The 26,866-nt window shown below is 39.9% G+C and carries 30 protein-coding genes; 15 read left to right on the forward strand and 15 right to left on the reverse strand.

Going from position 1 to position 26,866, the window contains the following annotated elements:
* Entirely contained in the window at positions 1-1,932 is a 1,932-nt protein-coding gene (locus tag CHB71_RS16145; RefSeq protein ID WP_089357970.1) for a SpoIIE family protein phosphatase, read from the reverse strand.
* Positions 1,933-2,074: 142 nt separating this feature from the next.
* Between CHB71_RS16145 and CHB71_RS16150 the strand changes: the two genes are divergently transcribed.
* Positions 2,075-2,518, forward strand: a complete 444-nt coding sequence (locus tag CHB71_RS16150) for a DUF302 domain-containing protein (protein ID WP_089357971.1) — start codon at positions 2,075-2,077, stop codon at positions 2,516-2,518.
* Here CHB71_RS16150 and CHB71_RS16155 read toward each other — a convergent pair.
* Positions 2,505-3,068 (reverse strand): DUF2911 domain-containing protein, encoded by a 564-nt coding sequence (locus tag CHB71_RS16155; RefSeq protein WP_089357972.1) that lies wholly within the window; start codon positions 3,066-3,068, stop codon positions 2,505-2,507. The genes CHB71_RS16150 and CHB71_RS16155 overlap by 14 nt on opposite strands.
* Positions 3,069-3,154: 86 nt before the next feature.
* Here CHB71_RS16155 and CHB71_RS16160 point away from each other — a divergent pair, with 86 nt between their 5' ends.
* Positions 3,155-3,412 carry a hypothetical protein gene (locus CHB71_RS16160; RefSeq protein WP_089357973.1) on the forward strand — a complete coding sequence of 86 codons (258 nt, stop codon included), beginning with the start codon at positions 3,155-3,157 and terminating at the stop codon, positions 3,410-3,412.
* On the opposite strand, the gene CHB71_RS16165 is transcribed toward CHB71_RS16160, so the two are convergent.
* Positions 3,409-3,774, reverse strand: a complete 366-nt coding sequence (locus CHB71_RS16165) for a DUF3127 domain-containing protein (protein ID WP_089357974.1) — start codon at positions 3,772-3,774, stop codon at positions 3,409-3,411. The genes CHB71_RS16160 and CHB71_RS16165 overlap by 4 nt on opposite strands.
* A 137-nt stretch (positions 3,775-3,911) precedes the next feature.
* Here CHB71_RS16165 and CHB71_RS19110 point away from each other — a divergent pair, with 137 nt between their 5' ends.
* From CHB71_RS19110 to CHB71_RS16195, 7 genes are all read left to right on the forward strand, one after another.
* Positions 3,912-4,046 carry a hypothetical protein gene (locus tag CHB71_RS19110; protein WP_262485929.1) on the forward strand — a complete coding sequence of 45 codons (135 nt, stop codon included), beginning with the start codon at positions 3,912-3,914 and terminating at the stop codon, positions 4,044-4,046.
* Positions 4,039-4,512 carry a DUF2452 domain-containing protein gene (locus CHB71_RS16170; protein WP_089357975.1) on the forward strand — a complete coding sequence of 158 codons (474 nt, stop codon included), beginning with the start codon at positions 4,039-4,041 and terminating at the stop codon, positions 4,510-4,512. Before CHB71_RS19110 ends, CHB71_RS16170 begins: the two co-directional genes overlap by 8 nt.
* 59 nt (positions 4,513-4,571) lie before the next feature.
* Positions 4,572-5,345, forward strand: a complete 774-nt coding sequence (locus tag CHB71_RS16175; RefSeq protein WP_089357976.1) for a hypothetical protein — start codon at positions 4,572-4,574, stop codon at positions 5,343-5,345.
* A 68-nt stretch (positions 5,346-5,413) separates the two neighbouring features.
* Complete coding sequence (locus CHB71_RS16180) at positions 5,414-6,205, forward strand: SprB repeat-containing protein (protein WP_179213449.1); 792 nt, start codon at positions 5,414-5,416, stop codon at positions 6,203-6,205.
* Between the two features lie 2 nt (positions 6,206-6,207).
* Complete coding sequence (locus CHB71_RS16185; protein WP_089357978.1) at positions 6,208-6,750, forward strand: YceI family protein; 543 nt, start codon at positions 6,208-6,210, stop codon at positions 6,748-6,750.
* Positions 6,737-7,594 carry a DUF5777 family beta-barrel protein gene (locus CHB71_RS16190; protein WP_089357979.1) on the forward strand — a complete coding sequence of 286 codons (858 nt, stop codon included), beginning with the start codon at positions 6,737-6,739 and terminating at the stop codon, positions 7,592-7,594. Before CHB71_RS16185 ends, CHB71_RS16190 begins: the two co-directional genes overlap by 14 nt.
* A gap of 107 nt (positions 7,595-7,701) precedes the next feature.
* Positions 7,702-8,556: a hypothetical protein gene (locus tag CHB71_RS16195; RefSeq protein ID WP_089357980.1), complete on the forward strand. Its 855-nt coding sequence runs from the start codon at positions 7,702-7,704 to the stop codon at positions 8,554-8,556.
* A 1-nt stretch (position 8,557) separates the two neighbouring features.
* Here the strand turns inward: CHB71_RS16195 and CHB71_RS16200 are convergent, their stop codons facing one another.
* Complete coding sequence (locus CHB71_RS16200) at positions 8,558-10,954, reverse strand: TonB-dependent receptor (RefSeq protein WP_089357981.1); 2,397 nt, start codon at positions 10,952-10,954, stop codon at positions 8,558-8,560.
* A gap of 63 nt (positions 10,955-11,017) precedes the next feature.
* Between CHB71_RS16200 and CHB71_RS16205 the strand changes: the two genes are divergently transcribed.
* A complete protein-coding gene (locus CHB71_RS16205) occupies positions 11,018-12,001 on the forward strand; it encodes a YheT family hydrolase (RefSeq protein WP_089357982.1) in 984 nt (327 codons plus the stop codon).
* Here the strand turns inward: CHB71_RS16205 and msrB (CHB71_RS16210) are convergent.
* From msrB (CHB71_RS16210) to CHB71_RS16230, 5 genes are all read right to left on the reverse strand, one after another.
* Positions 11,964-12,452, reverse strand: coding sequence for a peptide-methionine (R)-S-oxide reductase MsrB (gene msrB / locus CHB71_RS16210; protein ID WP_089357983.1), 489 nt, complete (start codon positions 12,450-12,452; stop codon positions 11,964-11,966). The genes CHB71_RS16205 and msrB (CHB71_RS16210) overlap by 38 nt on opposite strands.
* 70 nt (positions 12,453-12,522) lie before the next feature.
* Positions 12,523-13,026: a hypothetical protein gene (locus CHB71_RS16215; RefSeq protein ID WP_144017457.1), complete on the reverse strand. Its 504-nt coding sequence runs from the start codon at positions 13,024-13,026 to the stop codon at positions 12,523-12,525.
* A gap of 93 nt (positions 13,027-13,119) precedes the next feature.
* Positions 13,120-13,599 (reverse strand): GAF domain-containing protein, encoded by a 480-nt coding sequence (locus tag CHB71_RS16220; RefSeq protein ID WP_089357985.1) that lies wholly within the window; start codon positions 13,597-13,599, stop codon positions 13,120-13,122.
* A 101-nt stretch (positions 13,600-13,700) separates the two neighbouring features.
* Complete coding sequence (locus tag CHB71_RS16225) at positions 13,701-14,222, reverse strand: DinB family protein (RefSeq protein ID WP_089357986.1); 522 nt, start codon at positions 14,220-14,222, stop codon at positions 13,701-13,703.
* Between the two features lie 180 nt (positions 14,223-14,402).
* Positions 14,403-15,038 carry a DUF2306 domain-containing protein gene (locus tag CHB71_RS16230; RefSeq protein WP_089357987.1) on the reverse strand — a complete coding sequence of 212 codons (636 nt, stop codon included), beginning with the start codon at positions 15,036-15,038 and terminating at the stop codon, positions 14,403-14,405.
* A 314-nt stretch (positions 15,039-15,352) separates the two neighbouring features.
* Between CHB71_RS16230 and CHB71_RS18880 the strand changes: the two genes are divergently transcribed.
* Positions 15,353-15,493 (forward strand): hypothetical protein, encoded by a 141-nt coding sequence (locus tag CHB71_RS18880; RefSeq protein WP_179213450.1) that lies wholly within the window; start codon positions 15,353-15,355, stop codon positions 15,491-15,493.
* A 44-nt stretch (positions 15,494-15,537) separates the two neighbouring features.
* Here the strand turns inward: CHB71_RS18880 and CHB71_RS16235 are convergent, their stop codons facing one another.
* Genes CHB71_RS16235 through CHB71_RS16250 form a run of 4 tightly spaced genes read right to left on the reverse strand, consistent with a single transcriptional unit; the run spans position 15,538 to position 18,797 of the window.
* A complete protein-coding gene (locus tag CHB71_RS16235; protein ID WP_221406746.1) occupies positions 15,538-16,605 on the reverse strand; it encodes a hypothetical protein in 1,068 nt (355 codons plus the stop codon).
* 1 nt (position 16,606) lies between these two features.
* A complete protein-coding gene (locus CHB71_RS16240; RefSeq protein WP_179213451.1) occupies positions 16,607-17,068 on the reverse strand; it encodes a GNAT family N-acetyltransferase in 462 nt (153 codons plus the stop codon).
* The gene (gene lhgO / locus CHB71_RS16245; RefSeq protein ID WP_089357990.1) at positions 17,065-18,261 is read right to left on the reverse strand and encodes an L-2-hydroxyglutarate oxidase; all 1,197 of its coding nucleotides are present in this window, start codon (positions 18,259-18,261) and stop codon (positions 17,065-17,067) included. Before lhgO ends, CHB71_RS16240 begins: the two co-directional genes overlap by 4 nt.
* Positions 18,262-18,317: 56 nt before the next feature.
* Complete coding sequence (locus CHB71_RS16250; RefSeq protein WP_089357991.1) at positions 18,318-18,797, reverse strand: hypothetical protein; 480 nt, start codon at positions 18,795-18,797, stop codon at positions 18,318-18,320.
* 84 nt (positions 18,798-18,881) lie between these two features.
* Here CHB71_RS16250 and CHB71_RS16255 point away from each other — a divergent pair, with 84 nt between their 5' ends.
* Together CHB71_RS16255 and CHB71_RS16260 are read left to right on the forward strand one after the other, a co-directional pair.
* Positions 18,882-20,102 (forward strand): parallel beta-helix domain-containing protein, encoded by a 1,221-nt coding sequence (locus tag CHB71_RS16255; protein ID WP_179213452.1) that lies wholly within the window; start codon positions 18,882-18,884, stop codon positions 20,100-20,102.
* Positions 20,099-21,139, forward strand: coding sequence for an SO2930 family diheme c-type cytochrome (locus tag CHB71_RS16260; protein ID WP_089357993.1), 1,041 nt, complete (start codon positions 20,099-20,101; stop codon positions 21,137-21,139). The genes CHB71_RS16255 and CHB71_RS16260 overlap by 4 nt, the downstream gene beginning before the upstream one ends.
* A gap of 113 nt (positions 21,140-21,252) precedes the next feature.
* Here the strand turns inward: CHB71_RS16260 and CHB71_RS16265 are convergent, their stop codons facing one another.
* Positions 21,253-24,363 (reverse strand): WD40/YVTN/BNR-like repeat-containing protein, encoded by a 3,111-nt coding sequence (locus tag CHB71_RS16265; protein WP_089357994.1) that lies wholly within the window; start codon positions 24,361-24,363, stop codon positions 21,253-21,255.
* A gap of 214 nt (positions 24,364-24,577) precedes the next feature.
* On the opposite strand from CHB71_RS16265, the gene CHB71_RS16270 reads away from it, so the two are divergent.
* The gene (locus CHB71_RS16270) at positions 24,578-25,141 is read left to right on the forward strand and encodes a hypothetical protein (RefSeq protein WP_089357995.1); all 564 of its coding nucleotides are present in this window, start codon (positions 24,578-24,580) and stop codon (positions 25,139-25,141) included.
* On the opposite strand, the gene msrB (CHB71_RS16275) is transcribed toward CHB71_RS16270, so the two are convergent.
* Positions 25,138-25,533: a peptide-methionine (R)-S-oxide reductase MsrB gene (gene msrB / locus CHB71_RS16275; RefSeq protein ID WP_089357996.1), complete on the reverse strand. Its 396-nt coding sequence runs from the start codon at positions 25,531-25,533 to the stop codon at positions 25,138-25,140. The two genes, CHB71_RS16270 and msrB (CHB71_RS16275), sit on opposite strands and share 4 nt — an antisense overlap.
* A 133-nt stretch (positions 25,534-25,666) precedes the next feature.
* On the opposite strand from msrB (CHB71_RS16275), the gene CHB71_RS16280 reads away from it, so the two are divergent.
* Entirely contained in the window at positions 25,667-26,857 is a 1,191-nt protein-coding gene (locus CHB71_RS16280) for an efflux RND transporter periplasmic adaptor subunit (protein ID WP_089357997.1), read from the forward strand.
* Positions 26,858-26,866 lie beyond the last annotated feature (9 nt).

Consider the following 26,866-nt stretch of genomic DNA (forward strand, 5'->3'; position numbering starts at 1 on the left):
CTATTTAACCTCAAAGCCAAGCACGCAAACATCGTCCGTTTGACTTGTGTTTTTCGACCATTCGCTGAAGGTTTTCTCTATGATTTTCTGTTGCTCTAATAATGGCTTATCAGAAGATTCCTCAATTAACTTATGAAAGTTTTTAGACATGAATTTCTTATCATTCTCTCCGCCAAATTGATCCTGATAGCCATCAGATGAAAGAAAGATTCTATCCTTTGCATCTAATTGGATCACTTCTTTAACCAGCTGTGCATGCACCTCTTGTTCATCTCCCTCTATTCCTCCCACCATCATTCTCGGAGTTTTGTATATTGTCAGCTTGTCATCACCATGCTTCATGAGCCTAAGTGGTATACCAGCTCCGGCATATTCCATTTTTAAGGTGTCAAGATCAATAACACAAATACCGATTTCCATTCCGTCTCTATTCACTTCATCTGTTTCACGCTGAAGCTCAAATTTTATTACTTTATCAAGGCGTGAGATTATTTTCTTTGGATCAAGATAGTTTTGATAGTAGACAATGTTAGTCAGCTGGTTGCTTCCCATAATAGACATGATAGCGCCAGGCACACCGTGTCCGGTACAGTCACCACATGCCACGATCATAAATTCATTGTTCCCTCGTCTTACTCGCTCAAACCAATAAAAATCACCTCCGATAATATCCTTGGGTCTGTACATTACAAAAGATTCAGGGAAGATGCTTCTAAGTGTACTAATAGGTGGGAGCGTTGAACGTTGAATACGCTCTGCGTAGCTAATACTATCTCTGATTTGAGATGAAACAGAAACCAGCTGATTTTTCTGCATCTCAATTTGAGTTTTTTGATCAATTAGCTGCTTATTTGTTTGTCTTTGTTCTTCTATTTGTCCGATAAGGCTTTGAGATGTATTTGCCATCTGTTTGGCAAGCTTACCTATTTCGTCTTTGCTTCCTATTGGTAACTCAACATCCAAATTTCCTTTGCTCAATTCCTCTGCGGCAAGACTAAGTTTAACAATTGGTTTAACGAAGAAGTTAGCAGCTATCAAAGCTAATATGATAGTAAGAGCCAGTACTGGCAAAACGGCCCAGAGTATCTGCTCTCTAATTTGACTGAGCGGCGCGTAAGCTCGCTCCTTAGGCACACTTAATATTAGTGCCCAATCATTACCCGTAAACGACAGGTAGTTAGTTTCTCGGGTAACAAAATAGAGTGCGTCCTGTGTTTCCAGAAAGTTAACTCCAGGTTCATTCAATGAAGATATAAGCTCGAATTGTTCGTATTGTGTATTGAGAATATTAGAGGGGTCGATATTGGAATATAGTACTGTTCCTGCACCATCAATTAGATGGATATCTAAAGTTCGCGTAGTATCCGAACTCAGTGTATACTCGTCTACAATTTTAAAAAGCTCGTCTACCAAAATCCGGCCAACAAGCACACCTATATCACTATTATCAGAGGCCTTTACCTTAGATGCAAAATGCATTATAACCCTACCAACTGATTCTGATTTTGACACATCAACTGTTTCATTCTGCTCTGGTCCTAACTTGGTCCAGTAAAGTGAGTTGGGATGTTGTCTGCCTATTGAAATTCTTTTACTATCTGCAATCCTAACTCGGTTCATGTCAAAGTAGGAAAAAGAGTAATACAGGTTATTAATATCCTCCAATTCCTGAAGTCGCTGAGTTAATATTTCAGGGTCCGCATTTGGATTTGTAAAATACAAATTTCGAGCTGCCATTCTCACATCATTGAGACGAGAATACATAAACCTTCCAATATCCGAACTAATCCCTTTGGATTGCTGCGTCATACTTCTAACAATCTCTTCCTTAAGGGTCTGCTCTACTTTTTGATCAGCGAAGAACGAGAGAACACCAGCAGTAAATAGAACCAGGAATAGGCAGAGAATGGTAAGTTTGGCGTATATGTTCATAGATTGGGTTATCCGTTAGCGCAGTAAAAATAATGTGTTCCCATTGCTAATCTACGTGATATATGCAATAAGTCCATAGAATAAATATAGCTCCATTCTTAAATTGAAGCTATTATCTTAGCATCACAAACGAAAACTACTGATGAAACAGCTTCTGTCCGCCTTTGCCCTGATTGTAATAGTAAGTGCCAATGCTCAAAACTTAACTACCTACCTCAGCAACAAATCTGTTGATGAAACCGTCACGCGATTGGTAGAGATTATTAAAAAGAAGAAACTTGTCTACTTTGAGACCGTCGAGCACGATAAGGTTGCGCTTGATTATGGAGTAGAAATCCCACCTACCAGAATGATATTGTTCGAAGATCCTAATCTAATGATCGAGCTCGTTTCTTGCAGGCAAACAACTGCTTTGGACTTACCAATGAAAATACTTGTTTGGCAAGAAGACGAAGATGTATATATTGGATTTTTTGATCCGAAAGTGATGAAAAAACGTTTCCTGCTGCACGAATGTGAAGACATTATCACAAGTATGTCCCGATTAAAGATTCGTGTCGTTAATGAGGCCCTTAAGGGTGATTAGTGATCGGGACGGACCATCGTACCTTATCCCATCTGAATTTTAACGAATCATCAGCAAAGTAGAATAGCATTCGCTCCTGGGACTGATTTGCATACCTGGGAGTAATCTTCATTCGTATGGCATCCAGGCTGTCTTTGTATTGATAGCTCCCCCATTGATCCCATTCCTTATTAAAAATGAGCGTCCATTCGTATCGGTTTGGAATGGTGAATATTGAGTATTTTCCTGCTTCTAGTAAAAATGAGTCAATCTTCATATCACCGGCAATTTCAATAAATGTTGCGTGATTAGCACCTGTTCTCCAAAGCTCATCGTAGGGTACCAGAAAATCATCACCCTCTCCAAAAATTTTTCTGTCTTTGACTCCCGGGCTACTGAATTCAATGTATGCACCAACACCTCCAATGCTTGTGCTATCGGATCGTAATGGAGATGGCCTTTTTTCAGGATCAGAAGTACAGTTCACACAGATTAAAGCAATTAAAGCAGATGAAACAATTATGACTGATTTTGAACGAAAAAATGTCCGATATTGGAATACTGATTTCATGTGGGTAGACGATAACGTACTGAAAAATAGTAGGTTACAGATTTGGGTATATTATTTGCCAGTTGAATATAAAAACTATTAATCATATGGGAATCATAGGCATAGAAATACCCCAGCTAAATGAAGAACAGGATATTGAAGTAGAGGTACGTGTAAATGGGATAAAAAAACAGTATCAATACAGAGTTGAGATTTTTCATTGGGATGACTGCCCATATCCTACTGAAGACAGGGTGGAATGTATCCGCCAGTTAGTAAATGGATATGATAAGAATTGGGATCTTGCACATATCGGATTACCAACTGACGATTATATTCCAATTACTTTCCGAAAAAAACGTTAGAACGGTAGATCATCATCTTGCGAAAAGTCCTCCTTTGCCCATTCCTGAGAAGGTGGTGGAGGAGTTTCCTGGCCTGCTGATGAAGACTTGGGATCTACTCGCCATGCCTGAAGGCTGTTAAAGTACTTAACCTGTCCCTGAGGGTCAGTCCACTTTCTGCCTTTCAGATTAAAATTTACTGTTACATCATCACCTACATTGATGGAGTCTAACTGATCACAATTACTTTGAATCAGTTCAAATTTCACAAATTCCGGGTATTGGGGATTTTCAGCAAACTCCAATACAAATTCCCGTTTTTTAAATGTCTCTTTGATGGTTTGTGTGTCGTACTTCTCTACGATTTTGCCTTCTACTATCATAAGGATTTTATCAATTCAAGAAAATCTGAAAAAAACTCGAAGTTAGGATCAATTCGATGAATGCTCACGTTTTTTTATAATAAAACGTTTCTTCAGACCTAAACTATTATACAAATTTGATGGTTCAATTTGCAGGAATGACAAAGTCGAAGAAATATTTTCTAATTGGTGCCATCATTTTCGTGTTGATTATGATATTCATCCTTATTGATTTCAGCACACGCACTGTTGCACCATGGCAAAAGGACAAAACCGAACGAGCTGATGAGTAATAAAAAGATTGATATAGCAAAAATTGATCTTGAGAAAGAACGAGAAAAGATTTCTGATATTCCTGGGTTAATTGAATATGCGCATCATGCTGGAAGTGCCATTATAAAACCCGAAGATAAGGGTCGAATCAAAGGCAATGCTGTTGCTGCAATGCATGACCAAACTGATCGACAATTTCAACAGCTTTATGAGCAAATGCAAACACTGATTGAGCAAGCCAAATATCTTCAAAACAGAGTGGAGGTATCTGAGCGAATCTATCAGGCACATGTTCCGTTTCAGCCGGTTATCGGTAAAGTTTATTATCTCTATAATAAAAGTGATGGCTCAGATTTGCTTTCTATGGTGAGCCCCGCTGAGTGGGGTAAAAATTTTCCTTATGAAGCTTTTGAGGCTGAAGTTAGGTTACTATCCGATCATACATGGGAGATCATAAAAGCAAATAGTGAAACCTATAATTATTGAAGTCAAGCTCTGATAAATCTAATTGAGAGCGTATTTCGTTTATGTAGAAAGAATTTTTGATGAAGTATTACCTCATATTAGTTGTTCTGTTTTTTGTCGCTTGTGAATCAAATTCACCTGAACCCGATTTTGATTGTGCAAATTCAGATTTAAGCCTCACTGTGGTATCTTCAGTTAAGTCTGATTGTAGCAAGCCGGGTTCAATTACAGTAGAGGCGATCGGAGGTAAGGAGGAGTATTTATACAGCCTGAATGGAGTTTCCTTTCAAAGATCTTCGGTGTTTGAGGATTTATTTGCAGGAGATTTTGAATTATTTGTAAAAGATGAGAATGAATGTTTAGCTAGTATTCCTTTTACACTTGAGTCAGAACCTGATGGAATCTCATTGAGTGTTAGTACAACCATATCAGAATGTTCGAATGCAACAGGTTCTATTACTGCACAAGCAACCGGAGGGGTAGGTATTCTTCAATTTTCACTAGATGGAAGCAGTTTTTCTGAGGAAAATTCTTTTGAGAATGTAGCGGCCGGAAGTCATGAAGTGTCTGTTATGGATGAAGATGGTTGTATAATAAGCAAAGATGTTTCTGTAAAGACGGACGTCAGTCTTGAGAAAGATATTATGCCAATAATCGAAACGAATTGCGCAATCACCAATTGTCACAATGGATCTCGCTCTCCGACTCTCATTACTAATATCGAGATCATTTCAAATGCCGGCAGAATCAAATCTGAAACTCAGGAAGGTAGCATGCCAAGAGGTGGAACCTTATCTCAACTGGAGATTGATCTCATAGCATGCTGGGCGGATGACGGAGCACCTAATAATTAATGGGTATCTACTTTTAATGTTGTTACATTAATTATGTAACTTTATGTAACATCTAAGATCTAATGGGTATGAAGAATTTATGTAATTATCTTTTTTTGGGATCATTATTTCTATTCATGGGCTGCTCAAATAATAGTGAGGAACCCGCTATTGATTGTGATCAAACAGATTTATCAGTTTCAATTGCTTCGTTAGTAAATCCAACATGTAGCACACAAGGGAGCATAACAGTAGGCGGTTCTGGCGGAACTACTCCCTATACCTACAGTATAGATGGAACAAACTTCCAATCTACCACAGAATTTAGTGGATTGGTGGCTGGAGATATTACGGTTACAATTATGGATGCCGATGGCTGTACTGCCAACCTAAATACAACTATACAATCAGATGGCGGTATTGCTATTACTCTTTCTTCAACAAATTCAGATTGTCTTGATGCAACAGGATCAATAGAAGTAGCTGCTTCTGGTGGAGATGGGGCATACACCTATAGATTAGATGAGGGAAGTGGTCAAACGGAAAGTACTTTTAGTGGTGTCAGTACAGGAGATCATGAAATTACCGTGACAGACGGTTCGGGTTGCAACGCTACAAAATCAATTTATGTTAGCTCAAATATTAGCTTGAGCAATGATATTATGCCTCTTCTACAGGCACAATGTACGTTTTCCGGGTGTCATAATGGAGATAATGGCTCAGATAGAAACTGGACGGAAAAGGATGATGTATTGAATAAAGCAGAAGGCATAAAATCAAGAACTCAAAATGGATCAATGCCACGCTCTCCAGGTACGCTCACACAAGATCAAATTGATATGATTGCCTGCTGGGTAGATGATGGTGCTCAGGATAACTAGACATGATAAAAAAAATAGTATTTCTTATCTTCTTGTTCAGTTGTCTAGCTGGACTTAGTCAGAAATTTAAAAGTAGTTCGTCACTTATAAGCTTTTATTCTGAGGCTACATTGGAGGATATCACAGCATCAAATAAGTCAGCAAGTAGCTTAATTGACCTCAACAATAAGGCGATTGTAATAGTAGTTCCAATCAAATCATTTTCATTCAAGAAGAAATTAATGCAGGAGCATTTCAATGAGAATTACCTGGAATCTCACAAATATCCGAATGCTACATTCAAAGGAAAAATTGTTGAATGGGATGGTTCCGTAGGAGAAACCGAAGCTACTGCTGAAGGTACACTTGAAATACATGGAATCACTAAGGAGGTGTCAATTGTCGGAGATATTAATTATCAGGGAGATAATATTCGTTTAAACACCACATTCCCAGTCCGTCTCGAGGACTTTAAAATAAAAATACCAAAAGCAGTTTTTTATAATATTGCTGAGGTAGTGGAAGTAACGGCTACTTTTGATTACAAGCCATATGAAAAGAATTAGCACATTCATTCTTACATTAATTGCACTCCAAGCTTTTAGTCAGGATGAACTTTTGGAGATACTCGAGTCTGAGCAAGGAGATGATAAAGGATATGCAACCGCAACATTTAAAAGTACACGAGTAATCAATGGACATTCAATAGAGACCAGGTCAAATGGGGTATTAGAATTTATTATTAGCCATCGGTTTGGTACACTTGATTCCGGATATGATGGTTTTTATGGGTTGGATTTTTCAACTATCCGATTGGGATTGGAGTATGGCTTGACTGATAACCTAAACATAGGACTAGGCCGTGCTTCCTTTGATAAGTCGGTTGACTTCTTTGCAAAATACAGGATTGTACGTCAGTCTAACGATTTCCCTTTTACCGCTACTGCATTTGCCAGCATGGTACGTAAGACAGCTGATATTGTAGGGTTAGATGGTTTAGATAGAAATTACTACACTGCCCAAGTTCATTTAGGAAGAAAATTCAATTCAAACTTTAGCCTTCAGATTTCTCCAACACTCATCCAAAGGAATTTGGTGCCTACTAATGCCGATGACAACCTCTTAATAGCAATTGGAATAGGAAGCAGGTATAAGGTGTCTAATAGAATAGCGATTGTAACAGAATATTACCCTCAACTTTCCAATAAATCAGACCAATTTCAAAATGCATTCGCTGTTGGAGTAGATATTGAAACTGGAGGACATGTTTTTCAGCTTCATTTCACAAATGCAGTGCAAATGAACGAGAAAGGTTTCATTGGCGAGACCACTGATGATTTTTGGGATGGTGAAATTCACTACGGGTTTAACATCACACGGGTATTTGATCTCAGACCTAATAGGCAGTAATATTTCTACCTTCACATTGGCTTATTATTTTGTAGTCTATCAAAAAGATTAAATTGATCTAAAATAGGTTTATTTAGTCTCGTCATTGTTGTAGGTATATCAGGTGTATGAAACAGGTACTATTTTTCCTTATTCTTTTTCTGGCCTTTCACATCGCCATATCCCAGGATACCGTGGTGACGACAAAAGGTGATACGATTGATTGCAAGATCACAAGAGTAACAGATGAGTTTATCCATTTTTCAGTTTTTGATAAGAGTGGAATACTGCTCATGAGATCCAGGATTCCTTTGGTAAATGTTCAACATTATGAGCAAAGCACTGAAGAACAAAAGGAGGAGCCGAGTCCACCTGTGATACCTGTAGAAGACAGAATAATATTGGATGAGTTTGAGCCATCCTTAATTAGGTTATCATTAAATACAGGCTATACCCATCAGTTTGAAGGTTATGACTATTGGCCTGATGCATACAAAAATCAGCTGCAATCGTTATGGTATTTAGGAAGTGATGTACACTATTTCCCATCTGAGACCCTTGGGGTGGGACTTAAGTACAACTTTATCTTTACAAATGCTGAAGGAGATTTTGACCCCCAGATATATAATATCTCAACCATTCGGGATGAGAGAGTAAGGTTTTCTTACGCAGCTGTATCGCTGATGTATAGAAATTTTCTTTATGATGATCAGGTTGTACAGTATTTCATTTCGGGTGGGGTAGTAACATATAAAACAGACGGTAAAGTTGATGGTTTCCCTTTCTATCAGGAGGGTGACACCTTTGGACTTGGGCTAGGCGTAAGCTACGACTTTATTTTGGTTGAAAGTTTTGGGATAGGTGTTGGAGCTGAAGTCAACATAGCCAGGCTAACTGAATTTGACAACAATGGAACAATAGTGCCTGCAGATTTTGGTTTAAACAGAATTGATTTAACAGTAGGTCTTAGATTTTTCAAGTAATCTAAATGTTCGCTCTCACCGCCAGGATAAAATTTCTTCCCGGCGCACTGATTCCAGAAGAATACGGACGGTAGTGTTTATCCAGAATGTTTTCTATACCTCCATTTATTTTAAAGTGTTCATTGATCTGATAGCTGGATTTCAGATTTAATGTATACCATCCCGGGCTGCCATTGGCAGTATATAAATAAGGTTTACGATCTATTTCTGCGCTAGGAATTTCATCTCTATCCCGGTCGCTATTGTATTCAATATAAAATTCTGATCTGAACTTTTTGTCCTGATGAGTTACCGATACTTTGCCAAACACAGGTGTGGTGTGCCTTAATGGTTCTTCATTAGTAATGTCCTTTCCTCCAGTGTAGCTTATGGTCTTTGAGAGTGCCCAATTGTCAGCTATTTCTGCTCGATACATCATGCTACCTCCATAGATTTCAGCATCTCCGGTATTCACTTTAGCAAATACATCCAAGGTTTCTCCATTGATGTTTGCAGTACTACTTCCATTTAAAGTAAACGGCCCGTCTACAATGGCATCAAACAAGCGACTGTGAAAAGCCACTATTTTGAATAGTGATCTGTCTGTTTTCCTTTGATAGGCTATCTCATAGCTTAACGAGTATTCAGGTTTTAAATCCGGATTAGGTACCACCAGGCTGTTACCTATATCAAAGACTTTTCCAACATCATCCACATTTGGTGAACGGAATCCTGATGAAATATTGTAGCTAATCTTACTTTCTTCATTCAAATTGATAGCAAGCCCAAGAGATCCGTTAAAAGCCGAGTTCTGTAGGTCTATTTCTGAAGCGTTATTTGAAAAAGCCTCCGCCTCTGTTGTCTTAGCTTTTAAACGAATTGTATTGAAACGCAATCCGCTATTGAATGTAACCTGATCAGTTAGTTCATTTACAAAACTTGCATATGCAGCAAGTGAAGTGAAATCACTTCCTCCGTCCGGATATCGGCTGCTCGTTGATGTGATTTCTCCTGACTCAATATTCCTTCTAAATGCATCGGAAGAAATATCGTTGTGATAGAAATCTATACCATAGTAGAGATTTGATGCACTAAATTCTTTGTCAAAATCAAACGATAGTGAATACATATCCACTTGTTCGGTTCTAACCCTTAGTTGGTTATCACCAAACCTTCTGTCATTTCTACTTTCCTCAAAATCCTGATAGGCCAGTGTTACTTTACCTTGATCAAACAACGCGTTACGCTTGTAAAAATTGAGTTTGAGGTTGTGCATTTGCCATTTCTGTGGTCCATAGTACCACTCTGCTGCAGCCAATGAATCAGAACCAGGTCGGATGGTTTCTGTCAGATTATCATACCGAGGTATATCAGATGTGGTGCTATAATAGAATCCGTAGCTTATATCTGCATTCTTACTGATTCGGTACTTAGTTTTTGAAATAGTATTAAACAGATCGTACCCAGAAAACTTCTGCACATTGATATCAGAGTTCCTAACCAATTGATCTTCACCGTTTATTCTTTGAGCATAGAACGTCCGTTCAAACTCTCCTTCATAGCCACCAGTTCGTTTACCACCGGCTCTCAAATCGCCGAATGCTGTGAATGAAGACGAATGAAAAAAGGTAAATTTTTCTTTTGCTACAGACACATCTAAATGTCCGGTTCGCTCATTTGCTGCAGTACTGTATCGTGCCATTGCATTGGCACTAACGTCAGCGATGTGATCTGAAGACCACTTTGGATCGATGGTATGGAAGTCCATGACACCACCCAAAGCATCACTTCCATAGATGACTGATCCAGGGCCGAAAATCACCTCTGAGCTTGCAAGCGCATTTGGGTCAATATTTATTACGTTTTGAAGGTTTCCACTTCTGAATATCGCATTATTCATGCGTACGCCATCTACGACAAGGAGTACTGAGTTGGCAGCAAAACCTCGGATTTTAGGCGAACCACCTCCGAGCTGACTTTTTTGAACATAAACCTGCCCTGAACCAGCTAGTAAATCAGCCGAAGTTTGAGGGTTTTGAAACTCAACCGTCTTTCTGTTAACCGTCATAATTTGCTGGGAGACACTTTCTTCATTTTGCTCCCATTTGTTGGCAGAGATTACCACCTCATTAAAAGACATGATCTTTTCTTCCAGCGCGATTTTGAGGTCATTTCCAAGATAGGCAACTGACTGTTGATGGAAGGAGGGATGCTGAAAAAAGACCAACCCTTTCGGAAATTCAGAAATATCTGCAATTCCTTTTTCATTTGTATAGGCAACATCCTCTTTATTTTCATGATAGATAAAGACATCTACAATGGGTTTTCTGGATGCTTCATCTACGATCAATGCGTTTTGTGAAAAAGAAAATAAGGTAGTAATGAAAAGAAGAACAGAGATTTTGAGTTTAAGTCTCATTCAGTCGTTAATTTCGATTTTGATGTTTTTAAGTCCTTTTGTAGAGCAAAAATTGCGCCGTTCATGCCTATTTTAAAATCTAATTACCATAAGAGGCCGTGGTACTTTTTTAACGGTCACTTTGAAACGATTTTACCTTCGCTTTTTTATGAAGTTGATGGTGTCAAGTATTCGCGTGAGCGTTTGGAGCTGCAAGATGGTGATTTTCTTGATATTGACTGGGTCAAGGGTAACAATAATCGGCTGATTATACTCAGCCATGGATTGGAAGGAAATTCAGAAAGACATTATATAAAACGCCCCGCAAAGCTTTTTTCAAACAAAGACTGGGACATCCTGGCATGGAACAACAGGAGCTGTAGTGGTGAGATGAATCGACTGCCCCGATTTTACCATCATGGAGCTACGGAAGACATTGCAGCTGTAATCGATAGAGGACTAGAAGAAGGCTATAAGGAGGTGGTATTAATTGGTTACTCCATGGGCGGTGGTATGCAACAGAAGTATTTGGGCGAACGATTGCCTGATGAACGTATAAAAGGTGCAATCTCTTTTTCTGTGCCTTGTAACGTACAAGACAGTGCCAATATGCTTCGAAAAGGTGCCGCTAGAATATACGAGAATCGATTCGTTAGCAAATTGAAAAAGAAGATTTTAGCAAAGGCTGAAATTGTTGAAATGGATGTTGATGGCATCAAAGATGTAAAGAACTTCAGGCAGCTGGATGAACGGTTTACACTAAAAGTTCATCGGGAGTATTCTAGTGCTGACGATTTCTACTCAAAAATCACGAGTGATCAGTTTTTACCAGACATTAAAATCCCTTTGCTGATTGTCAACGCCATCAACGACCCGATGTTGGGCGAAAAATGCTATCCGATAGAACTCGCTGAGAAAAGTGAAAATATCTATCTTGAGATGCCTGAAAAAGGCGGGCATGTGGGTTTTACGATCCCAAATAGTGAATGGAGCTATATGGAATATGCTGCGGATAGGTTTATTGAGGAAGTTATTCTTTCTCCACAAACTTCAATGCAGCCCCGTTGATGCAATACCGCATACCTGTAGGTTTAGGGCCATCAGGGAATACATGGCCAAGATGCCCGTCGCATCGGGCGCATAATACTTCGGTACGCACCATACCAAAGGAAAGATCGTCTTCTTCGGCCACATTCACTTTATTGATTGGTTCATAGAACGATGGCCATCCGGTACCGGATTTAAACTTGGTGGAGGATTCGAAAAGTGGCAGCTTACATGCAGCGCATATAAACAGGCCATCCTCCTTAATGTTGTTTAAAGGGCTGGTGAAGGCACGCTCAGTTCCTTTTTCGCGTAAGACATAGTATTCTAACTCTGTTAGCTCTTTTTTCCATTCGGATTCTTGTTTCTGGATTTTTTCAGCTGCAGGAAATGTTGATTTGGTTCCATCTTTTGCTTGTTGGGCACAAGAGGTGCCTGAGAATAAGATTGCACAGAGTACGATTAGATTTTTCATGTGTAATAAACGACATGAATATGCAATTTAGTTTCCCTTTTAGATTGCATGTGTCATTGAACCGACTAAGTTATGCTTGCAGTGTACGATATTCTTCAGAAGCTTCTTTGAGATAGGCAGCTAATTCAGCGGATGAACCTTTAATCTCTTCGATGATTTGCTTAGAGGATGTATCTTCTGGTTTGCAATTTAAATTGTCTGTTAGTGAGATAATATTGTCAAGCTTGTTTGATATACTATGAGTGAAATCAAAAAGAATTTTATTTAAGATTTGTTTTTGATTTATTCTTATTGTGTTGTCTTCAAAGCAGCCCTTGAAAAAAACGCTCCCATCTTCATTCTCACTAGAAATCGCTTTACAAGAAACATATCTAACTGATCGACTTCCGGTTAGGCGAAAATCAATGTTTAAAACCTCATTTTTCGTAGATCTCAAATGATTTTTAACATCGTCTATATCATCAGAGTGAATGTAGTTAAAAAATGGTTTTGCGTCATTTTTGAGAATCTCTTCTGTCAGTGTTGGATGTAGTCGTTCAGGCTTATCTATGAAATCAAATGAATAATTATTCAATCCACGAAATTTCAATTGAAAAGGAATTAACTGTGAATGATCAGTGATGTGATCAAAATGGGAGCCAAGCTGTGTTAAAATCGATTGCTGTTGTTAAATTAATTTTCTCGTCTCCAGAAATCTCATGACTTTTTCTGCCAAAATTGACAAGGATTTTTTTTGCTTGCTTGTTGGTTGGTGGGGTTTGGTATCCAGTACACACAAGGTTCCTAACACATTTCCATTCACGGTTTTCAATGGTGCGCCTGCATAAAAAGCAATGTTTTCTTTGCCCATAACCAAAGGATTATCCTTAAAGAGGGGATCATTTTTTGCATCATCCACAATAAATAGCTCATTTGGTTTATTTAGCGTATGTCGGCAAAATGAGTCTTCCCGACGAGTTTCATGAAAATCAAAACCTTTGCAAGACTTAAACCATTGTCGTTTTTTATCAATGAATGTAACCAGTGAAATGGGTGTTTCATAAATAGTAGACGCGAGAAATGTAATTTCATCCAGTTCCTTTTCAGGTTGAGTGTCAAGTATTTGATAACTCAAAAGTTCTGATAAGCGATCGTTTTCTTTTATCATTAGGTGATTATTAGGTATGAAGCAAATCAAAGAATCCTTTTGTTAAGAGTCAAAATAATTCGATCAGACACACTTTATTTCAAACCAAATCATCCCTCTTCTTACTTTAAAATACTCATGTATTCGGTCCAAGGACCTACTTCAACAGTGTATTGTTTAGCCATAACCCTGGAAATCTGAGCTACGTGTCCCAAATCATGTACGACCCATCCGGAAAGTAGATTTCTAAGTGTTACCGGTCCTAAACCTGGGTGCATTCCTGTTTTATTTAGATCATTCTCAGAGATACTTAGTGACTGTAATTCTTTTAGATTAGCTACTCTAAGTCGTTCGAACTCATCCAGCAACTCATTGATGGTTTTGCCCTTGCTTTTCTCAAATTGAGCAAACCGATCGAATGGATCAAAAGGCCTGGATTCACCGTGCTCTAAAATGGTTTTTGTTCTTGCAATCCAGTCGGTTTGTTCCCCATGGATCAGATGTCCTACCACATCAAACGGACTCCAGGTTTCCGCGCCTTCATTGGGAGTAGTCCAGTCTTCAGGCAGGTCTTTTAGAATTTCTTGAAGTACACTTGGCGTACGCTCCAGAATAAGGATAGATTTTTTAAGGTTGAATTGCATACTTAAAGATATACAGGGTCTTTTACTTCCCGATATTCCCTTGCGATCAACGGGAAGATAGACTTGGGATCTTAGTTTCTTGAAATTTCCAGAGACTCATAGGTCTACCTATCCTCCTCAAGGAGGATAACAGGTTGATTTAAGGGACGAATTTGTAGTCCCGAATAGCTTGGGGCGGGATTAACTTTTCCTCAGACTCATAATCACCTCTGCAACTAACAGTGGAACTGACCATGATGCCCATAACAATGTAGATCCGGCTATATCAACTCCAAAGTAGGTGTCAAATGGGATGTCATTTAAAATGCGAAATGTGATGAAACCAAAGGTTACAATATAACTTCTGATCATCCATACCTGATGTTGTTGAATCTTTTTCTTTCGGATGGAAATGTATGCCATAGCTGTAGTCACAATCCAGGCAATACCTAATCCCTGTAGACCTAAAGTCCAATTGACGTTTAAGGCAAACCCACTTGTCCATGCCAGATAAGAAGAAGAAATAAATCCGATCACAATGGCTATAACATAAATCCGACCCAGTAGCCGATGCAGCTGCAGGTACTTATTTCTAAAGGCTTTCCAAAACTGAAAAGGGCCAACAACGGTTGCAATGAGCCCTCCGGAAATATGGCCGATCAGTGACCATTTATAGTTCCACCATCTGCCCATCGCGCTTTCATTAAAACCAAAATAGGGCAGAACATCTTTAAAGATAAAAGTGACAGCCGTGAAAATGATGAGGACCCAGCATAGACGCATAACAGCATCTGAGGCATTCTTTGGCCTGGAAAATAAGGTTAGGATAAGTTTCATAAAAGGCGGTGATAGGGATTTTTTGATAAAAATAGTCACTTTCCCATTAAGAAAACCAACTTATTAAAATCACATTGGATCGATTTATTCGTAAGGTCCGAATACGCTGAAGTCCTTATATATAACTAAAGCATTGCCAGAAGAAAAAAAGGATGGGAGGTTTAGCATGGTGTCTGATGCCAAGTCATATTCACTTGATCATAGGGACCATTGATAAGCCAATGCAGGATATTTTAAGTGACTTGAAAAAGTTATACATCTAGAATGCTGAAAGAAACAATCCAAACAAATCCAATAGAATTGAATAATAATGAATGCTTGATCAGCGATTGGATTACTTACATATGAATCCAGTGGTTTCAGGGTTTGTCAGTGAACCTACACATTGGAACTGGAGTAATGTAATTGATTATTCTGGTGGTAAAGGGTTGCTTGATGTTCTAATCATTGAATAGGTACAAGCGGACGCTTACGCCAGTTGGGGGCTTGCTGTACGCAGTTATTTTTTTAGCCCATATAAATAATCCGCAGCAGCTTTACTCATTCCTTTATAATCGTGCCCGACATTTGGGATAATTTCTAGTTTCCAATTGAAATCATAGTCTAATTCAGATGCAATTTTCTTTGATTCATTATAAAAATATGTCCCTCTTTCAAGCCTATGCATACCTTGCTTGTCAACTTCTGGTGATCGCCTTAAGTCTCCTCTTGTTTCATTGGCATCATCTTTTTCTCCAAGAAAGAGTACAAGGTTTTTACTGAAGACCATTTCCTTTTCTGTAATATAACTGCCTTTTAAACCTGTTGGGAATTCTTCTTTATCTGTTGGGACTGTGTACCAACCAGAATTAGATGACAAAATTCTATTGGCTTTATTATCTGACTTAAAAATTGCAAGACGATGTAAAATTTGTCCACCAGCGGAATGTCCGAACAAATCGTAAGTATCTGTTTTAAGATTCAGTTTATCTTTTATTAAATCGAAAATTCGGTCAAAATCGTCGAAAATCCATTTATTAGGATTTACGCTAATTTTAAATCCTGTCATAGTAGTTCTTTCGTCATTTATTTCCACATCTGAAATCATTCCTGCCAAATTGTAGCTCCAAAATTCAGGATAATATTTTTCTGAGTATTCAGGTGAAAGAACAAGAACATTATATTTTTCAGCTTTTTCAATCCAAGCATCCCGATATTCATCTCCATTTCGGCCGGCTCCAGGTAATACAATCACAACTTGCGTTTCGGATTTTAGATTCTTAGGTCTGTAGTAATGAATGATTATTTGTTTTTCTTTTTGTAAGCCTCCATCAATCAAAAATTTCCCACTTCCTTCTTGAATCGTTATTTCATTTATGGTTAGTTCTTTTTCTGGAATTAAATCACTTTTTTTAATAAGGTCCATTTTACAATGTGGACAAATTCCAGATTCGTTAAAAGTCAATTCATCACAAGATAAATCACAAGGTTTGCACACATATTCTTCTGTTTTATTTTGACAAGAAAGTGTCAATAGAATTAGGATGAATAGAATTTTTGATTTCATAATTGATTGATGTTCGTTCATATCACAACACCTTTTGCATAAGTGCATTGGTGAATGCAATGTCATTTATGTTTTTGTGCTCCTGATCATATACCTCAAATCCTTGCGATTTAAAAAATGGTTGTGCGGTGCTGCTTACCGAAGAGTGAATCTTTGTCAGTTCCAACTCCCTGGCTTTCAATTCTATCTGATTAAGTAACGACTTGGCAATGCCATGCCCCTGAAAGTCCTTGTGGACATACATAAAGTCAAGATATCCGGAATTGTCAATCGAGGAGAAGCCAACAATCTCATTACCAATCTTAGCGAGATAGAAGTTCTGACTTTTCACCTTCTCAGACCAGATATTCTGATCCTTGGCGCTAGTCCAGACGGCTATTTGTTCAGGAGAGTAGTCTTTTTTATTTACTGCTTTCACAGTGGATTCGAAGAGATCAATGATCTCGTCTACATCATCAACTTTTGCTTCTTTGATGGTAATCACTTCAATCTTTCTATAGCCATCTGTGCTACACGGTCGCCAATCGCTAATGAAGATGTAGCGGCTGGAGAGGGGGCGTTTCCTACGTTGATGAATTTATCATGCTCTACAACCAGGAAGTCATCAATCAAACCGCCTTTTCGATCACAGGCTTGTGCACGCACACCGGCTCCACCTTTGACCAAATCTCTCTTTTGAATTTCGGGGATTAGCTCTTGCAGTGCTTTGGTGAAGGCTCCCTTCGAATACGAGCGATACATTTCTCCAAAACCAGTTTTCCAGTACTTGTAGGCCACTCGCATAAACCCGGGATAGAAGAGCGTGCCCATCAGTTCTTTCATATTGATCTGACTCTTTTTGTACCCTTCTCTGGCAAAAGCTAAAACAGCATTAGGTCCTGCTTCAATGCCCCCATCGATGTGACGCGTAAAATGCACTCCAAGGAATGGAAAGCTTGGATCAGGAACCGGGTATATCAGGTTTTTAACCAGGTGTTCTTTCTCCGGCTTGATTTTATAGTATTCGCCTCTGAATGGTACAATTTTGTAATCAATTTTCGCCCCGGAAAGTTTGGCAATTTTGTCGGTGTAAAGCCCGGAACAGTTGACAACTACGCGAGTGGTCAGACGCTCATTTTCTGTGTGAACGTGGATGAATCCTCGCTCTTCTTTGAAGGAAACTAGTTTGTTAGAAGAGAAGATTTCTCCTCCAAAATGCTTGAATTTTTCAGCGTATTTATCTGCTACGAGTTTGTAATCAATAATTCCCGTTTGAGGAACGTAAAGCCCACTTACACCAGCCACATGTGGCTCATATTCTTTAAGTTCCTCCGCCGTAAGTTTTTTAATACCTTTCAAGCCATTCGCTTGACCTCTTTCATGCAAGGTGTTCAGTGCTCCCAGCTGAGATTCTTTCGTGGCAACAACTATTTTCCCGCATAGCTCATAAGGAATCTCTTCTTCGTTGCAGAAGTCAATCAGCATATTGTACCCATCCACACAATTCTTCGCCTTGAAGCTGTCAGGCTTGTAGTAGAGCCCAGAGTGTATCACTCCACTATTGTGACCGGTCTGATGCTGAGCGATGGTTCGCTCTTTCTCAATGACAGCTACTTTGTAGTTAGGATTCTTTTCTTTGATCTTTAGTGCGGAGGCAAGCCCAACAATACCACCACCAATCACAACAACGTTGTACATATACCTGATTAAATGACAGCTGCAAAGATGTTACGGTTTCACGTGATAGGCAAGGCTTATTCAGGCCACTTAATGGTGTGTTCATCTTGAAAGAGTGGCCCCCACTGTATTTCTTCTAAAATACCTTTGTGTAGCCAAAAGTTGACACCTAATTCTTCAGCGGCTATCAGCAGTTGCTCCGGATGATCTTCAGAAGACAAATCTTCCATTTCGAGCTCCTTTACGCCTAATAGCTCGAGCTCTTCCATCAACTCTTCCTGATTTAAACCAATCAGGGAGCTGCCTTTTAATAAGTAATCGTCGGAAGAAACCGAAAGGATGGTTAATCGCCAATCTTCTGCTTCTTCGAAGCTTAAATCTAGACGTAATGGATGATATTCCCAGGCGTCACTTTGATCAGAATCATCCTCTCCATAATGGGTAATTTCCTGATGATCGGGCTCACCAAGAATTGATTTTACTTCTTCACGATTCATTCCGAACTTAAGTGCTCCTAATCCAATGCCCGGTACTATTTCTATTTGAGTTTTTTCCATAATCGTCGGTAAAAGTATTGATTGAAAATGGATTCATTTCATTCCAGCTTAAAACCATCTAAATTTGATAAGATACAACCTAGTATGAAGTACTTATTAATTTTTGCTTTGGCTCTCACAGTAGCTTGTGGTCAAAAAGAAGAAACACCCCTTTCATGGAAATCTATAGAGGCTGACTTACAAACCTGGCTGATCCAGGCACAGGATGGAGATACCATTGCTATTCCGGAAGGTAATTTCATGTTTGAAAATCCATTAATACTAGATGGTCTATCAGATGTGATTATCAAAGGAGCAGGAATGGGTAAAACCATTCTTTCTTTTGAAATGCAGGAGAGTGGGGCCGAAGGTATCCGTGCTGCAAATTGTAAAAATCTTGTTTTTCAGGATTTTACCGTACAAGATGCTGCGGGCGATAACATCAAAATCACAGATACGAATGGTATTCGGTTTACCAATGTAAAATCACAATGGACAGGAGAGCCTAGCCAGGAAAATGGGGCTTATGCGTTTTATCCGGTGCTATGCAAAAATGTAGTAGTTGAGAATTGCATTGCCATTGGTTCATCAGATGCTGGGATTTACGTTGGGCAGTCGGATAGTGTGATCATTCGAAACAATGAAGTCTACCACAATGTAGCCGGAATTGAAAGTGAGAATAGCAGATGGGTTGAGATCTATGCCAACAATGCACACCATAATACCGGGGGAATCCTGATTTTTGATTTGCCAGGGTTGACCCAAAGTGGACATACCACACGCGTATATGACAATGATGTAATTAGCAACAATCATGAAAATTTTGCGCCGGAAGGCAATGTAGTGGCTATTGTCCCTCCGGGTACCGGAATTATGATGATGGCCACACGTAACATCGAGGTGTTCAATAACCGCATTCATCACAATCGAACGATCGGAACTGCTCTCATAAGCTACGTATTGGTTGAAATATTTGGAGCAGAAGAAGGCTCACAACTTGATTCTGCCAATGCAAAAGTCAATGAGGAATATGATCCTTATCCGAACTATGTCTACTTCCATGACAATGAGTTCAAGAACAAGCATTGGTTTCCAACTTTTGAGAATGATTTTGGATTGCTTTTCTTGAGGTACTTCACCTTTAATCTACCGGATTTCGCCATGGATGGCATCTGGCCAGAGGACGAGGAATTCGTAATGTGTCTGCAAAACAATGGGGAGTTCAACTTCGCCAACATTGACGCAGCAAATGATTTAGAAGGCCGTTCTACTAATTGGCGTGATTATGATTGTGAATATGGAGTCATAGACCCCATTTATCCATGAGGTATTTACTCTTCATATTGGTAGCTGCTGCATGCACATCTCCGGAGAAAAAGCAGCCGGCTCTAGTTGAGAAGGTAAGTCTTGGGGTATCGGAGGTCGAAGATTACCCGAAATATCTTAGTGACTGGAACCTTTACAAGGAGCCAATGAACGAGCTTATACCGATAAATGACCGGATGTTTCCTTATGAAATAAATGCTGCATTATTCTCTGACTATGCCTTTAAAGCTCGGTTTATAATGCTCCCAGAGAATACTGGCATTACCTATGATTCAAGTGAAGTGCTGGATTTTCCGATAGGCACCTTGTTGATTAAGAATTTTTACTATCCAGAAGATTTTAAGAATTCAAAAAGTAAAAGACGGATTTTAGAAACCCGATTACTCATACGCGAGGAAAATAAGTGGGAAGCGATTGTGTATGCGTGGAACGATGAGCAAACGGAAGCTAAACGCGTCATTCTCGGGAAGAAAGTTCCGGTGGAATGGACAGATCGATACGGGGAGCTTCAACGAATTGACTATTCCATACCTTCACAACCCCAATGTAAAAGCTGCCATGATTTGGGTGGTAAGCTCGTTCCTATCGGGCCTTCTGCACGACAGTTGAATCGAGATAATCAGCTTACAGATTGGGTTGAAAAGGGCTGGCTGGAGGTGCCTGAAAATGTGCATTATCCTCAGCTTGCCAATTTCGAAAATAAAGATGCTGCACTTGAAGATCGAGCGAGAGCCTGGCTTGAGGTCAACTGTGCCCACTGCCACAGGAGGGAAGGCCCAGCTAAAAACTCCGGACTGTATCTTCTTGCATCTCAAACCGATCCTTATCGATTGGGTGTTAATAAGCCACCTATTGCAGCAGGGAAGGGATCAGGGGGATTAAAGTACAGTATTGTTCCAGGAAAGCCTGATCAATCAATATTGATTCATCGCATTGAATCTTTAGAGCCCGGAGAGATGATGCCTGAATTGGGAAGGAAGATGACCCACACAGAAGGAGTGGAATTGATTCGGGAGTGGATAAGCGAGATGGAATAATTTAATCGCTGAGAACATTGAGAAAAACACAGAGAGCACAGAGCCTATCAATTTCAAGTTAATATGCCTTGTGCTCTCCGCGAATAATCTCTCATTACGCTGTGGTTAAGGTTCTACTCATCCAGTTTCACTGCATCCACCTCAGCTTCTTTGACTGCCTTATTGAATTCATCTATTCTGGTATCAAAAATGGTGTTCAGCATATCAAGTTGTACATCAATCATTGCAGTCACTTCATCATAGAATTCCAGTGCTGAGTCTGTCGGACGATTATTGCCCATACCCATGAGAGACCCCAGGTGACCGAGTTTATTATTCAGTCGGATTGGGAAGTTCAGTGGGTCCTGACCACTTTCATTCTTGGTTTGGTAAAGTGCCTTTTCAATCTCAGACATTTCTTTGACTATCTCTTTTCCAAGTTTTGAAATACTGTCATTGTCGGCCTTTTTCATCACATCACTGATTTGTGCTTTTGCTTTTCTGATGTTGATGATCGCCTCATGCGTCTCGGTGAGTTTATCTCTTACTTTGATCAGGAAGTCAAACTGGGCCTGATAATCTGCCTGCGTTGATTCACTTCTTGGATCAGCTAGTAATTTGAAGCTTTGCTCTGCCTCATTTCCATTAACCGTCATTTTCACTTTGTAATCGCCAGGAGTGGCAGTCGGTCCACCAGTGCCAGCCCACCATAAGATCATTCCGTCAAAGGTTTTTGCTCCGGGATATTCCATGTCCCAGTTCATGGTGTTGTATCCGGGCTTAACTTCTAGTTTTTCCTCCTTGGCTTCTTTATCGGGATGGGTTGAGTAGGTTTTGATCGCACCATTTGCATCATGGAAGCTAATTGCAATGGTGTCGGTGCTCGCCGTGTCTTTCACAAAGTAATTAACCAAAACGCCTCCAGGATGATTGGTGCCTGCAGTCTTTGAAGTCCTTCCATTTCCACCGCCCATTCGGTAACTGTCCATTGGTTTAAATAGATGGTGAGATTTACCATTTACTTCGTTCAGTTGGTGAAGAGGAGTGAGGTCGTCAATGATCCAGAAACTTCTTCCCTGAGTAGCTGCAATAAGGTTATTGTTTTTGATTGCTAAATCCGTAATAGGAACAATTGGTAGGTTCATCTGGAATGGTTGCCAGCTGGCGCCATCATTAAATGAAACATACATTCCTGCTTCTGTTCCGGCATAGAGCAATCCCTTTTGATTTGGATCAGCTCTTAGAACCCGAGTAAAGTGCTCGGATGCAATTCCATTTGTGATTTTCTTCCAGGTCTGTCCGTAATCGTCTGTCTTATACAGATAGGGAGCATAGTCGCCGGATTTGTATTTTGTACCTGCGATGTACAGTCCACCTTTGTTAAACGGATCAATCTCTACGCTATTGATCATCATCCATTCCGGCATACCCGATGGAGTCACATTCGTCCAGTTTTCTCCTCCATCTTTGGTCACATGTACCAATCCATCATCCGATCCCGTCCAGATTACACCCTCTTCGTGATAAGATTCAACTGCTGCGAAAATGGTGCAGTAGTACTCTACGCTCGTATTATCCTTGGTTATGGGTCCGCCTGAAGGCCCAAGTTTGCTTGGATCGTTTCTGGTCAGGTCGGGACTGATAACCTCCCAACTCTGTCCTTCGTTGGTGGTGACATGAAGCTGGTTTGAAGCCGTATATAGCTTATCAGAATTGTGGGGTGAGAAGAAGATGGGGAAATTCCATTGGAATCTGTATTTGAATCCTTCTGCACCGTGACCCATCGGGTTATCCGGCCATACATTCACCGCTCTAATTTGCTCATTTTCATGGTCTACTCTGGTTAAAAATCCATCGTAGCTACCACCATATACAATTTCATTATTGTCGGGATCAGGTGCAATGTGTGCACTTTCTCCACCGGCTGTTGATTCCCAGTCACCTTCATCTATATATCTGCCATTTGTTCTGTGATCGATGCGTACCGTTGAGTTATCCTGCTGTGCTCCGTAGATTCTGTAAGGAAACGAATCATCTGTAGTGACTCTGTAAAACTGAGAAGTAGGCTGGTTATGATAGGTTGACCAGTTTTCGCCGGCATCAAATGATACCTGAGCGCCACCATCATCACCAATGATCATTCGCTGATTGTCTTCTGGTGCGATCCATAAGTCATGGTGATCACCATGAGGGGCATTGTACGTTTCATATGTCTTTCCACCATCGGTTGATTTATGGTATCTAACATTCAAGACATAGACGCCATCCTCATCCTGCGAATCGGCATAGATTCGGGTGTAGTACCAAGCTCTTTGTCTTAATTTCCTTTCTTTATTTATCAACTTCCAGGTTTTACCAGCATCATCAGAGCGATAAACACCACCGTCATTATTTTCGATAATCGCCCAGACCCTGTTGGAATTCGCTGGCGATACAGTCACTCCGGAAATACCCCAGATTCCTCCAGGTAAACCTTCGTTTTTAGAGATGTTGGTCCAGGTGTCGCCACCGTCTGTACTTTTCCATAGTCCTGATCCTTCTCCACCGCTTTCCAGGCTGTAAGGTGTTCGTCTGATTCGCCATGTTGACGCATATAGAATGCGAGGGTTATTTGGATCAAACGTAAGATCTACGGCTCCTGCATCTGCATTCGCAAAGAGAACTCTTTCCCAGTTTTGACCACCGTCTTTACTCCGGTAAACGCCACGCTCCGAGCTGGATTTATAAAGGTCTCCCATTACCGCAGCATACACTAAGTCAGGGTTTTTAGGGTGAATTCTGATCCGAGCAATATGTCTGGAATTCTTCATTCCAATTTCTTGCCAGGTAGTGCCGGCATCTACCGATTTCCACATTCCCCAGCCTGAAGAAACATTTCCCCTGACCGTTTTCTCTCCACCTCCAACATAGATCACGTTGTTATCCCACTCACTCACAGCTACTGCTCCAATCGATCCTCCAAAGTATCCATCAGAAATGTTTCCCCAGGTCTGGCCACCGTCTTTGGTTCGCCATACACCTCCTCCGGTTGATCCCATATAGAAAAGGTTGGTTTTACCGGGAACGCCAGTTACAGCAGCGGATCTTCCACCTCGGAAGGGGCCAATGTTTCTCCACTGCATCCCATCGTAGAGTTTACTATCGTAGGTTGGTGAAACGTTGGATGATTTGCCTTGTCTACGTTGTGATTCTCCATCAAAGGAAATGAAGGCGATAATGAATAACGCCAAGAAAATCTTCTTCATACATTTAGGTTTTTAGTTTATTTGAAGTTAATGTTTCAACGACAATCCTCAAGGCCCTAACTACACTAGAGGTATTTTAATCGTTTAGATGGATCGAATGAACTTTTCTAAGCAGATTAACTTTATCTTTTGATAATTTTGTAAAAAAAACCGCCATAGATCAGTTGTGAGCAGAGGGAGTTTGTCAGATATACATTTGGAGATTATAGAGGAAATGATCTCAGAGTCGCTAGCAAAAGCGGCCAAATCCATGGAGCAGATGCTTCGAATTCGTGTAAATCCTGAATTGATTCAGTTCGGGGAAGGGGTGCTTAAGCCACTTCATGAGTTTGACGACCTTGGTAGGTTTAAAGTTAACCTAATGAAAGTGGCATTTAAAGGAGAGATTAATGGAGCTTTTTACTTTATAATCAACAGCCATGAGATGGATTTGATCAATCAGGTGAACCTTCCTGATGACATCACCTATTCCCGGTCTTCACACCATAAAATGATGAGAAATGACTTTATGGCTGAGATTGAAAACCTGATAGCCAACATGTCTATTTCTGCTCTTTCGGAGTTTCTGGGAGTAGAAGTCACTGGTGAGGTTCCAATTGTAAGAAATATGAAGGGAGAGCTTGTAAATGCTTACCTCGAAAACGAGAATGAGCAAAACGAAACGGCCTTTTTTGTGAAATCTACATTGGATGGAGTAGTAGTCAATATATCACCTCATTTTCTCTGGATGATAGATGAAAATTTTGTACGGATTACGAAGCTAAATACCGTCGCTTAATCCTTCTTCTTAAAACTCAAAGCCCCTGAATTCATGCAGTAACGTTGACCGCTTGGTTCCGGACCATCAGGAAAAATATGACCTAAGTGCCCCCCGCATTTCCCACATTTTACTTCTGTTCTCGTCATACCAAACGATTTGTCTGTTTCAAAATCTACAGCATCAGCAGAAATAGGGTCATAAAAACTCGGCCATCCTGAGCCAGATTCATATTTGGTTTCTGAAGAATAAAGTGCATTTCCGCAGGCAGCACATTCGTAAATCCCTTTTTCTTTGTTTTCCAAAAGCGCACCTGTCCATGGCCGCTCAGTTCCTTTTTCGCGTAGAATGTGATATTGTTCATCCGACAACTCTTTTCTCCATTCCTCTTCAGATTTGTTGATTTTTTCCATAATTATTTCAATTAGGTATTTGACTGCTTATGAACGGAAAATTCCTTTCATCAAATAATTTCAAATAAACGCAACTAAGTAAGTCAATTTTGCATTAGAAAGTTCGGAACCTTTCTTAAAAGGACAATCGCAAATGAAGAAGAGACAAATTATTATTGTAATTGCTGTAGGAATTGTTTTAGCCTCTTATGGCTTAAGTGAATATCTGGGTACGCTAAAAGAGGAACCTGAAATACGGAAACCACCACAGGCTAAAAAATACGTTACAACTACACCGGTTAAGTATAACGACCTCAAAACGGATGTTATCACCTACGGACGGGTAGAAAACGCGCAGGTTTTAGATTTAATATCTGAGGTTTCCGGACGAATGACAAGAGGAAATGTAAAATTGAAGGCAGGTGAATCTTTTAATAAAGGACAACTTATCTATAAGGTTGACGATGAAGAAGCTTCATTGAATTTAAAGTCTCAGAAAAGTAATTTCCTAAGAGATTTAGCTGGTATACTGCCTGATTTGAAGATTGATTTTAGTGAGAATTATGATCGCTGGCAGCAATATTTTGATGGGCTTAGTATAAACAAGTCGTTTCCAGATCTTCCGGAAACCAAAACTTCCAAAGAGAAGACCTTCCTGGCTACAAAAGGAATTTACTCATCGTATTACTCCATTAAAAGCGCAGAAGTCAGATTGAGCAAGCACAAATACTTTGCACCCTTCTCTGGTAGTATCATGGAAGTAGCAATGCAGTCTGGGTCTTATGTCAATCCAGGAACCAGGATAGGAAAAATATTGAGATCCGGCATTTATGAAATGAAAGCTGCTGTTGAAACACGGGATATTCCCTGGATTCAGGTAGGGTCTGAAGTGGAAATTTACTCGAAAGAATCTCAGCAGTATTGGAAAGGTGAGGTTACCAGAATCAGTGATTATGTTAATCAAAACACCCAGTCGGTAGATGTGTTTGTATCCATTTTTCCAAATGGTCAAAAGATCTATGACGGACAATTTTTCCAGGCGGCAATTCCGGCCCGAACGGTTAAGAACGGTATGATTATGCCAAGGAATGCCATTTATAATGGAAATGAAGTTTTTGTATTGAAAGACACACTGCTAAAAAAGAAGCGTATCAATGTGATTCGATTATCTGAGGAAGACGCCATTTTCAACGGGCTGGATTCCGGTGAAGAGCTGGTAATTGAACCATTACTAGGTGCTTACAATAATATGAAAGCATTCAAAAGAGAACAGGAAGACATCAACCTGGAAACAGGTGAAAGTAAGGATGTGCAGCTGAGCGCTGATCAGGCATCCACCAATTAAAAAACACAG

This window comes from Ekhidna lutea (assembly GCF_900188325.1).
Lineage (GTDB): Bacteria > Bacteroidota > Bacteroidia > Cytophagales > Cyclobacteriaceae > Ekhidna > Ekhidna lutea.

What these genes read in the sequence shown, in the direction of transcription:
- CHB71_RS16145 (WP_089357970.1), bottom strand. Translation starts at nt 1,932, where the DNA reads ATGAACATATACGCCAAACTTACCATTCTCTGCCTATTCCTGGTTCTA.
- CHB71_RS16150 (WP_089357971.1), top strand. Translation starts at nt 2,075, where the DNA reads ATGAAACAGCTTCTGTCCGCCTTTGCCCTGATTGTAATAGTAAGTGCC.
- CHB71_RS16155 (WP_089357972.1), bottom strand. Translation starts at nt 3,068, where the DNA reads ATGAAATCAGTATTCCAATATCGGACATTTTTTCGTTCAAAATCAGTC.
- CHB71_RS16160 (WP_089357973.1), top strand. Translation starts at nt 3,155, where the DNA reads ATGGGAATCATAGGCATAGAAATACCCCAGCTAAATGAAGAACAGGAT.
- CHB71_RS16165 (WP_089357974.1), bottom strand. Translation starts at nt 3,774, where the DNA reads ATGATAGTAGAAGGCAAAATCGTAGAGAAGTACGACACACAAACCATC.
- CHB71_RS19110 (WP_262485929.1), top strand. Translation starts at nt 3,912, where the DNA reads ATGACAAAGTCGAAGAAATATTTTCTAATTGGTGCCATCATTTTCGTG.
- CHB71_RS16170 (WP_089357975.1), top strand. Translation starts at nt 4,039, where the DNA reads ATGAGTAATAAAAAGATTGATATAGCAAAAATTGATCTTGAGAAAGAA.
- CHB71_RS16175 (WP_089357976.1), top strand. Translation starts at nt 4,572, where the DNA reads ATGAAGTATTACCTCATATTAGTTGTTCTGTTTTTTGTCGCTTGTGAA.
- CHB71_RS16180 (WP_179213449.1), top strand. Translation starts at nt 5,414, where the DNA reads ATGAAGAATTTATGTAATTATCTTTTTTTGGGATCATTATTTCTATTC.
- CHB71_RS16185 (WP_089357978.1), top strand. Translation starts at nt 6,208, where the DNA reads ATGATAAAAAAAATAGTATTTCTTATCTTCTTGTTCAGTTGTCTAGCT.
- CHB71_RS16190 (WP_089357979.1), top strand. Translation starts at nt 6,737, where the DNA reads ATGAAAAGAATTAGCACATTCATTCTTACATTAATTGCACTCCAAGCT.
- CHB71_RS16195 (WP_089357980.1), top strand. Translation starts at nt 7,702, where the DNA reads ATGAAACAGGTACTATTTTTCCTTATTCTTTTTCTGGCCTTTCACATC.
- CHB71_RS16200 (WP_089357981.1), bottom strand. Translation starts at nt 10,954, where the DNA reads ATGAGACTTAAACTCAAAATCTCTGTTCTTCTTTTCATTACTACCTTA.
- CHB71_RS16205 (WP_089357982.1), top strand. Translation starts at nt 11,018, where the DNA reads ATGCCTATTTTAAAATCTAATTACCATAAGAGGCCGTGGTACTTTTTT.
- msrB (WP_089357983.1), bottom strand. Translation starts at nt 12,452, where the DNA reads ATGAAAAATCTAATCGTACTCTGTGCAATCTTATTCTCAGGCACCTCT.
- CHB71_RS16220 (WP_089357985.1), bottom strand. Translation starts at nt 13,599, where the DNA reads ATGATAAAAGAAAACGATCGCTTATCAGAACTTTTGAGTTATCAAATA.
- CHB71_RS16225 (WP_089357986.1), bottom strand. Translation starts at nt 14,222, where the DNA reads ATGCAATTCAACCTTAAAAAATCTATCCTTATTCTGGAGCGTACGCCA.
- CHB71_RS16230 (WP_089357987.1), bottom strand. Translation starts at nt 15,038, where the DNA reads ATGAAACTTATCCTAACCTTATTTTCCAGGCCAAAGAATGCCTCAGAT.
- CHB71_RS18880 (WP_179213450.1), top strand. Translation starts at nt 15,353, where the DNA reads ATGCTTGATCAGCGATTGGATTACTTACATATGAATCCAGTGGTTTCA.
- CHB71_RS16235 (WP_221406746.1), bottom strand. Translation starts at nt 16,605, where the DNA reads ATGAACGAACATCAATCAATTATGAAATCAAAAATTCTATTCATCCTA.
- lhgO (WP_089357990.1), bottom strand. Translation starts at nt 18,261, where the DNA reads ATGTACAACGTTGTTGTGATTGGTGGTGGTATTGTTGGGCTTGCCTCC.
- CHB71_RS16250 (WP_089357991.1), bottom strand. Translation starts at nt 18,797, where the DNA reads ATGGAAAAAACTCAAATAGAAATAGTACCGGGCATTGGATTAGGAGCA.
- CHB71_RS16255 (WP_179213452.1), top strand. Translation starts at nt 18,882, where the DNA reads ATGAAGTACTTATTAATTTTTGCTTTGGCTCTCACAGTAGCTTGTGGT.
- CHB71_RS16260 (WP_089357993.1), top strand. Translation starts at nt 20,099, where the DNA reads ATGAGGTATTTACTCTTCATATTGGTAGCTGCTGCATGCACATCTCCG.
- CHB71_RS16265 (WP_089357994.1), bottom strand. Translation starts at nt 24,363, where the DNA reads ATGAAGAAGATTTTCTTGGCGTTATTCATTATCGCCTTCATTTCCTTT.
- CHB71_RS16270 (WP_089357995.1), top strand. Translation starts at nt 24,578, where the DNA reads ATGATCTCAGAGTCGCTAGCAAAAGCGGCCAAATCCATGGAGCAGATG.
- msrB (WP_089357996.1), bottom strand. Translation starts at nt 25,533, where the DNA reads ATGGAAAAAATCAACAAATCTGAAGAGGAATGGAGAAAAGAGTTGTCG.
- CHB71_RS16280 (WP_089357997.1), top strand. Translation starts at nt 25,667, where the DNA reads ATGAAGAAGAGACAAATTATTATTGTAATTGCTGTAGGAATTGTTTTA.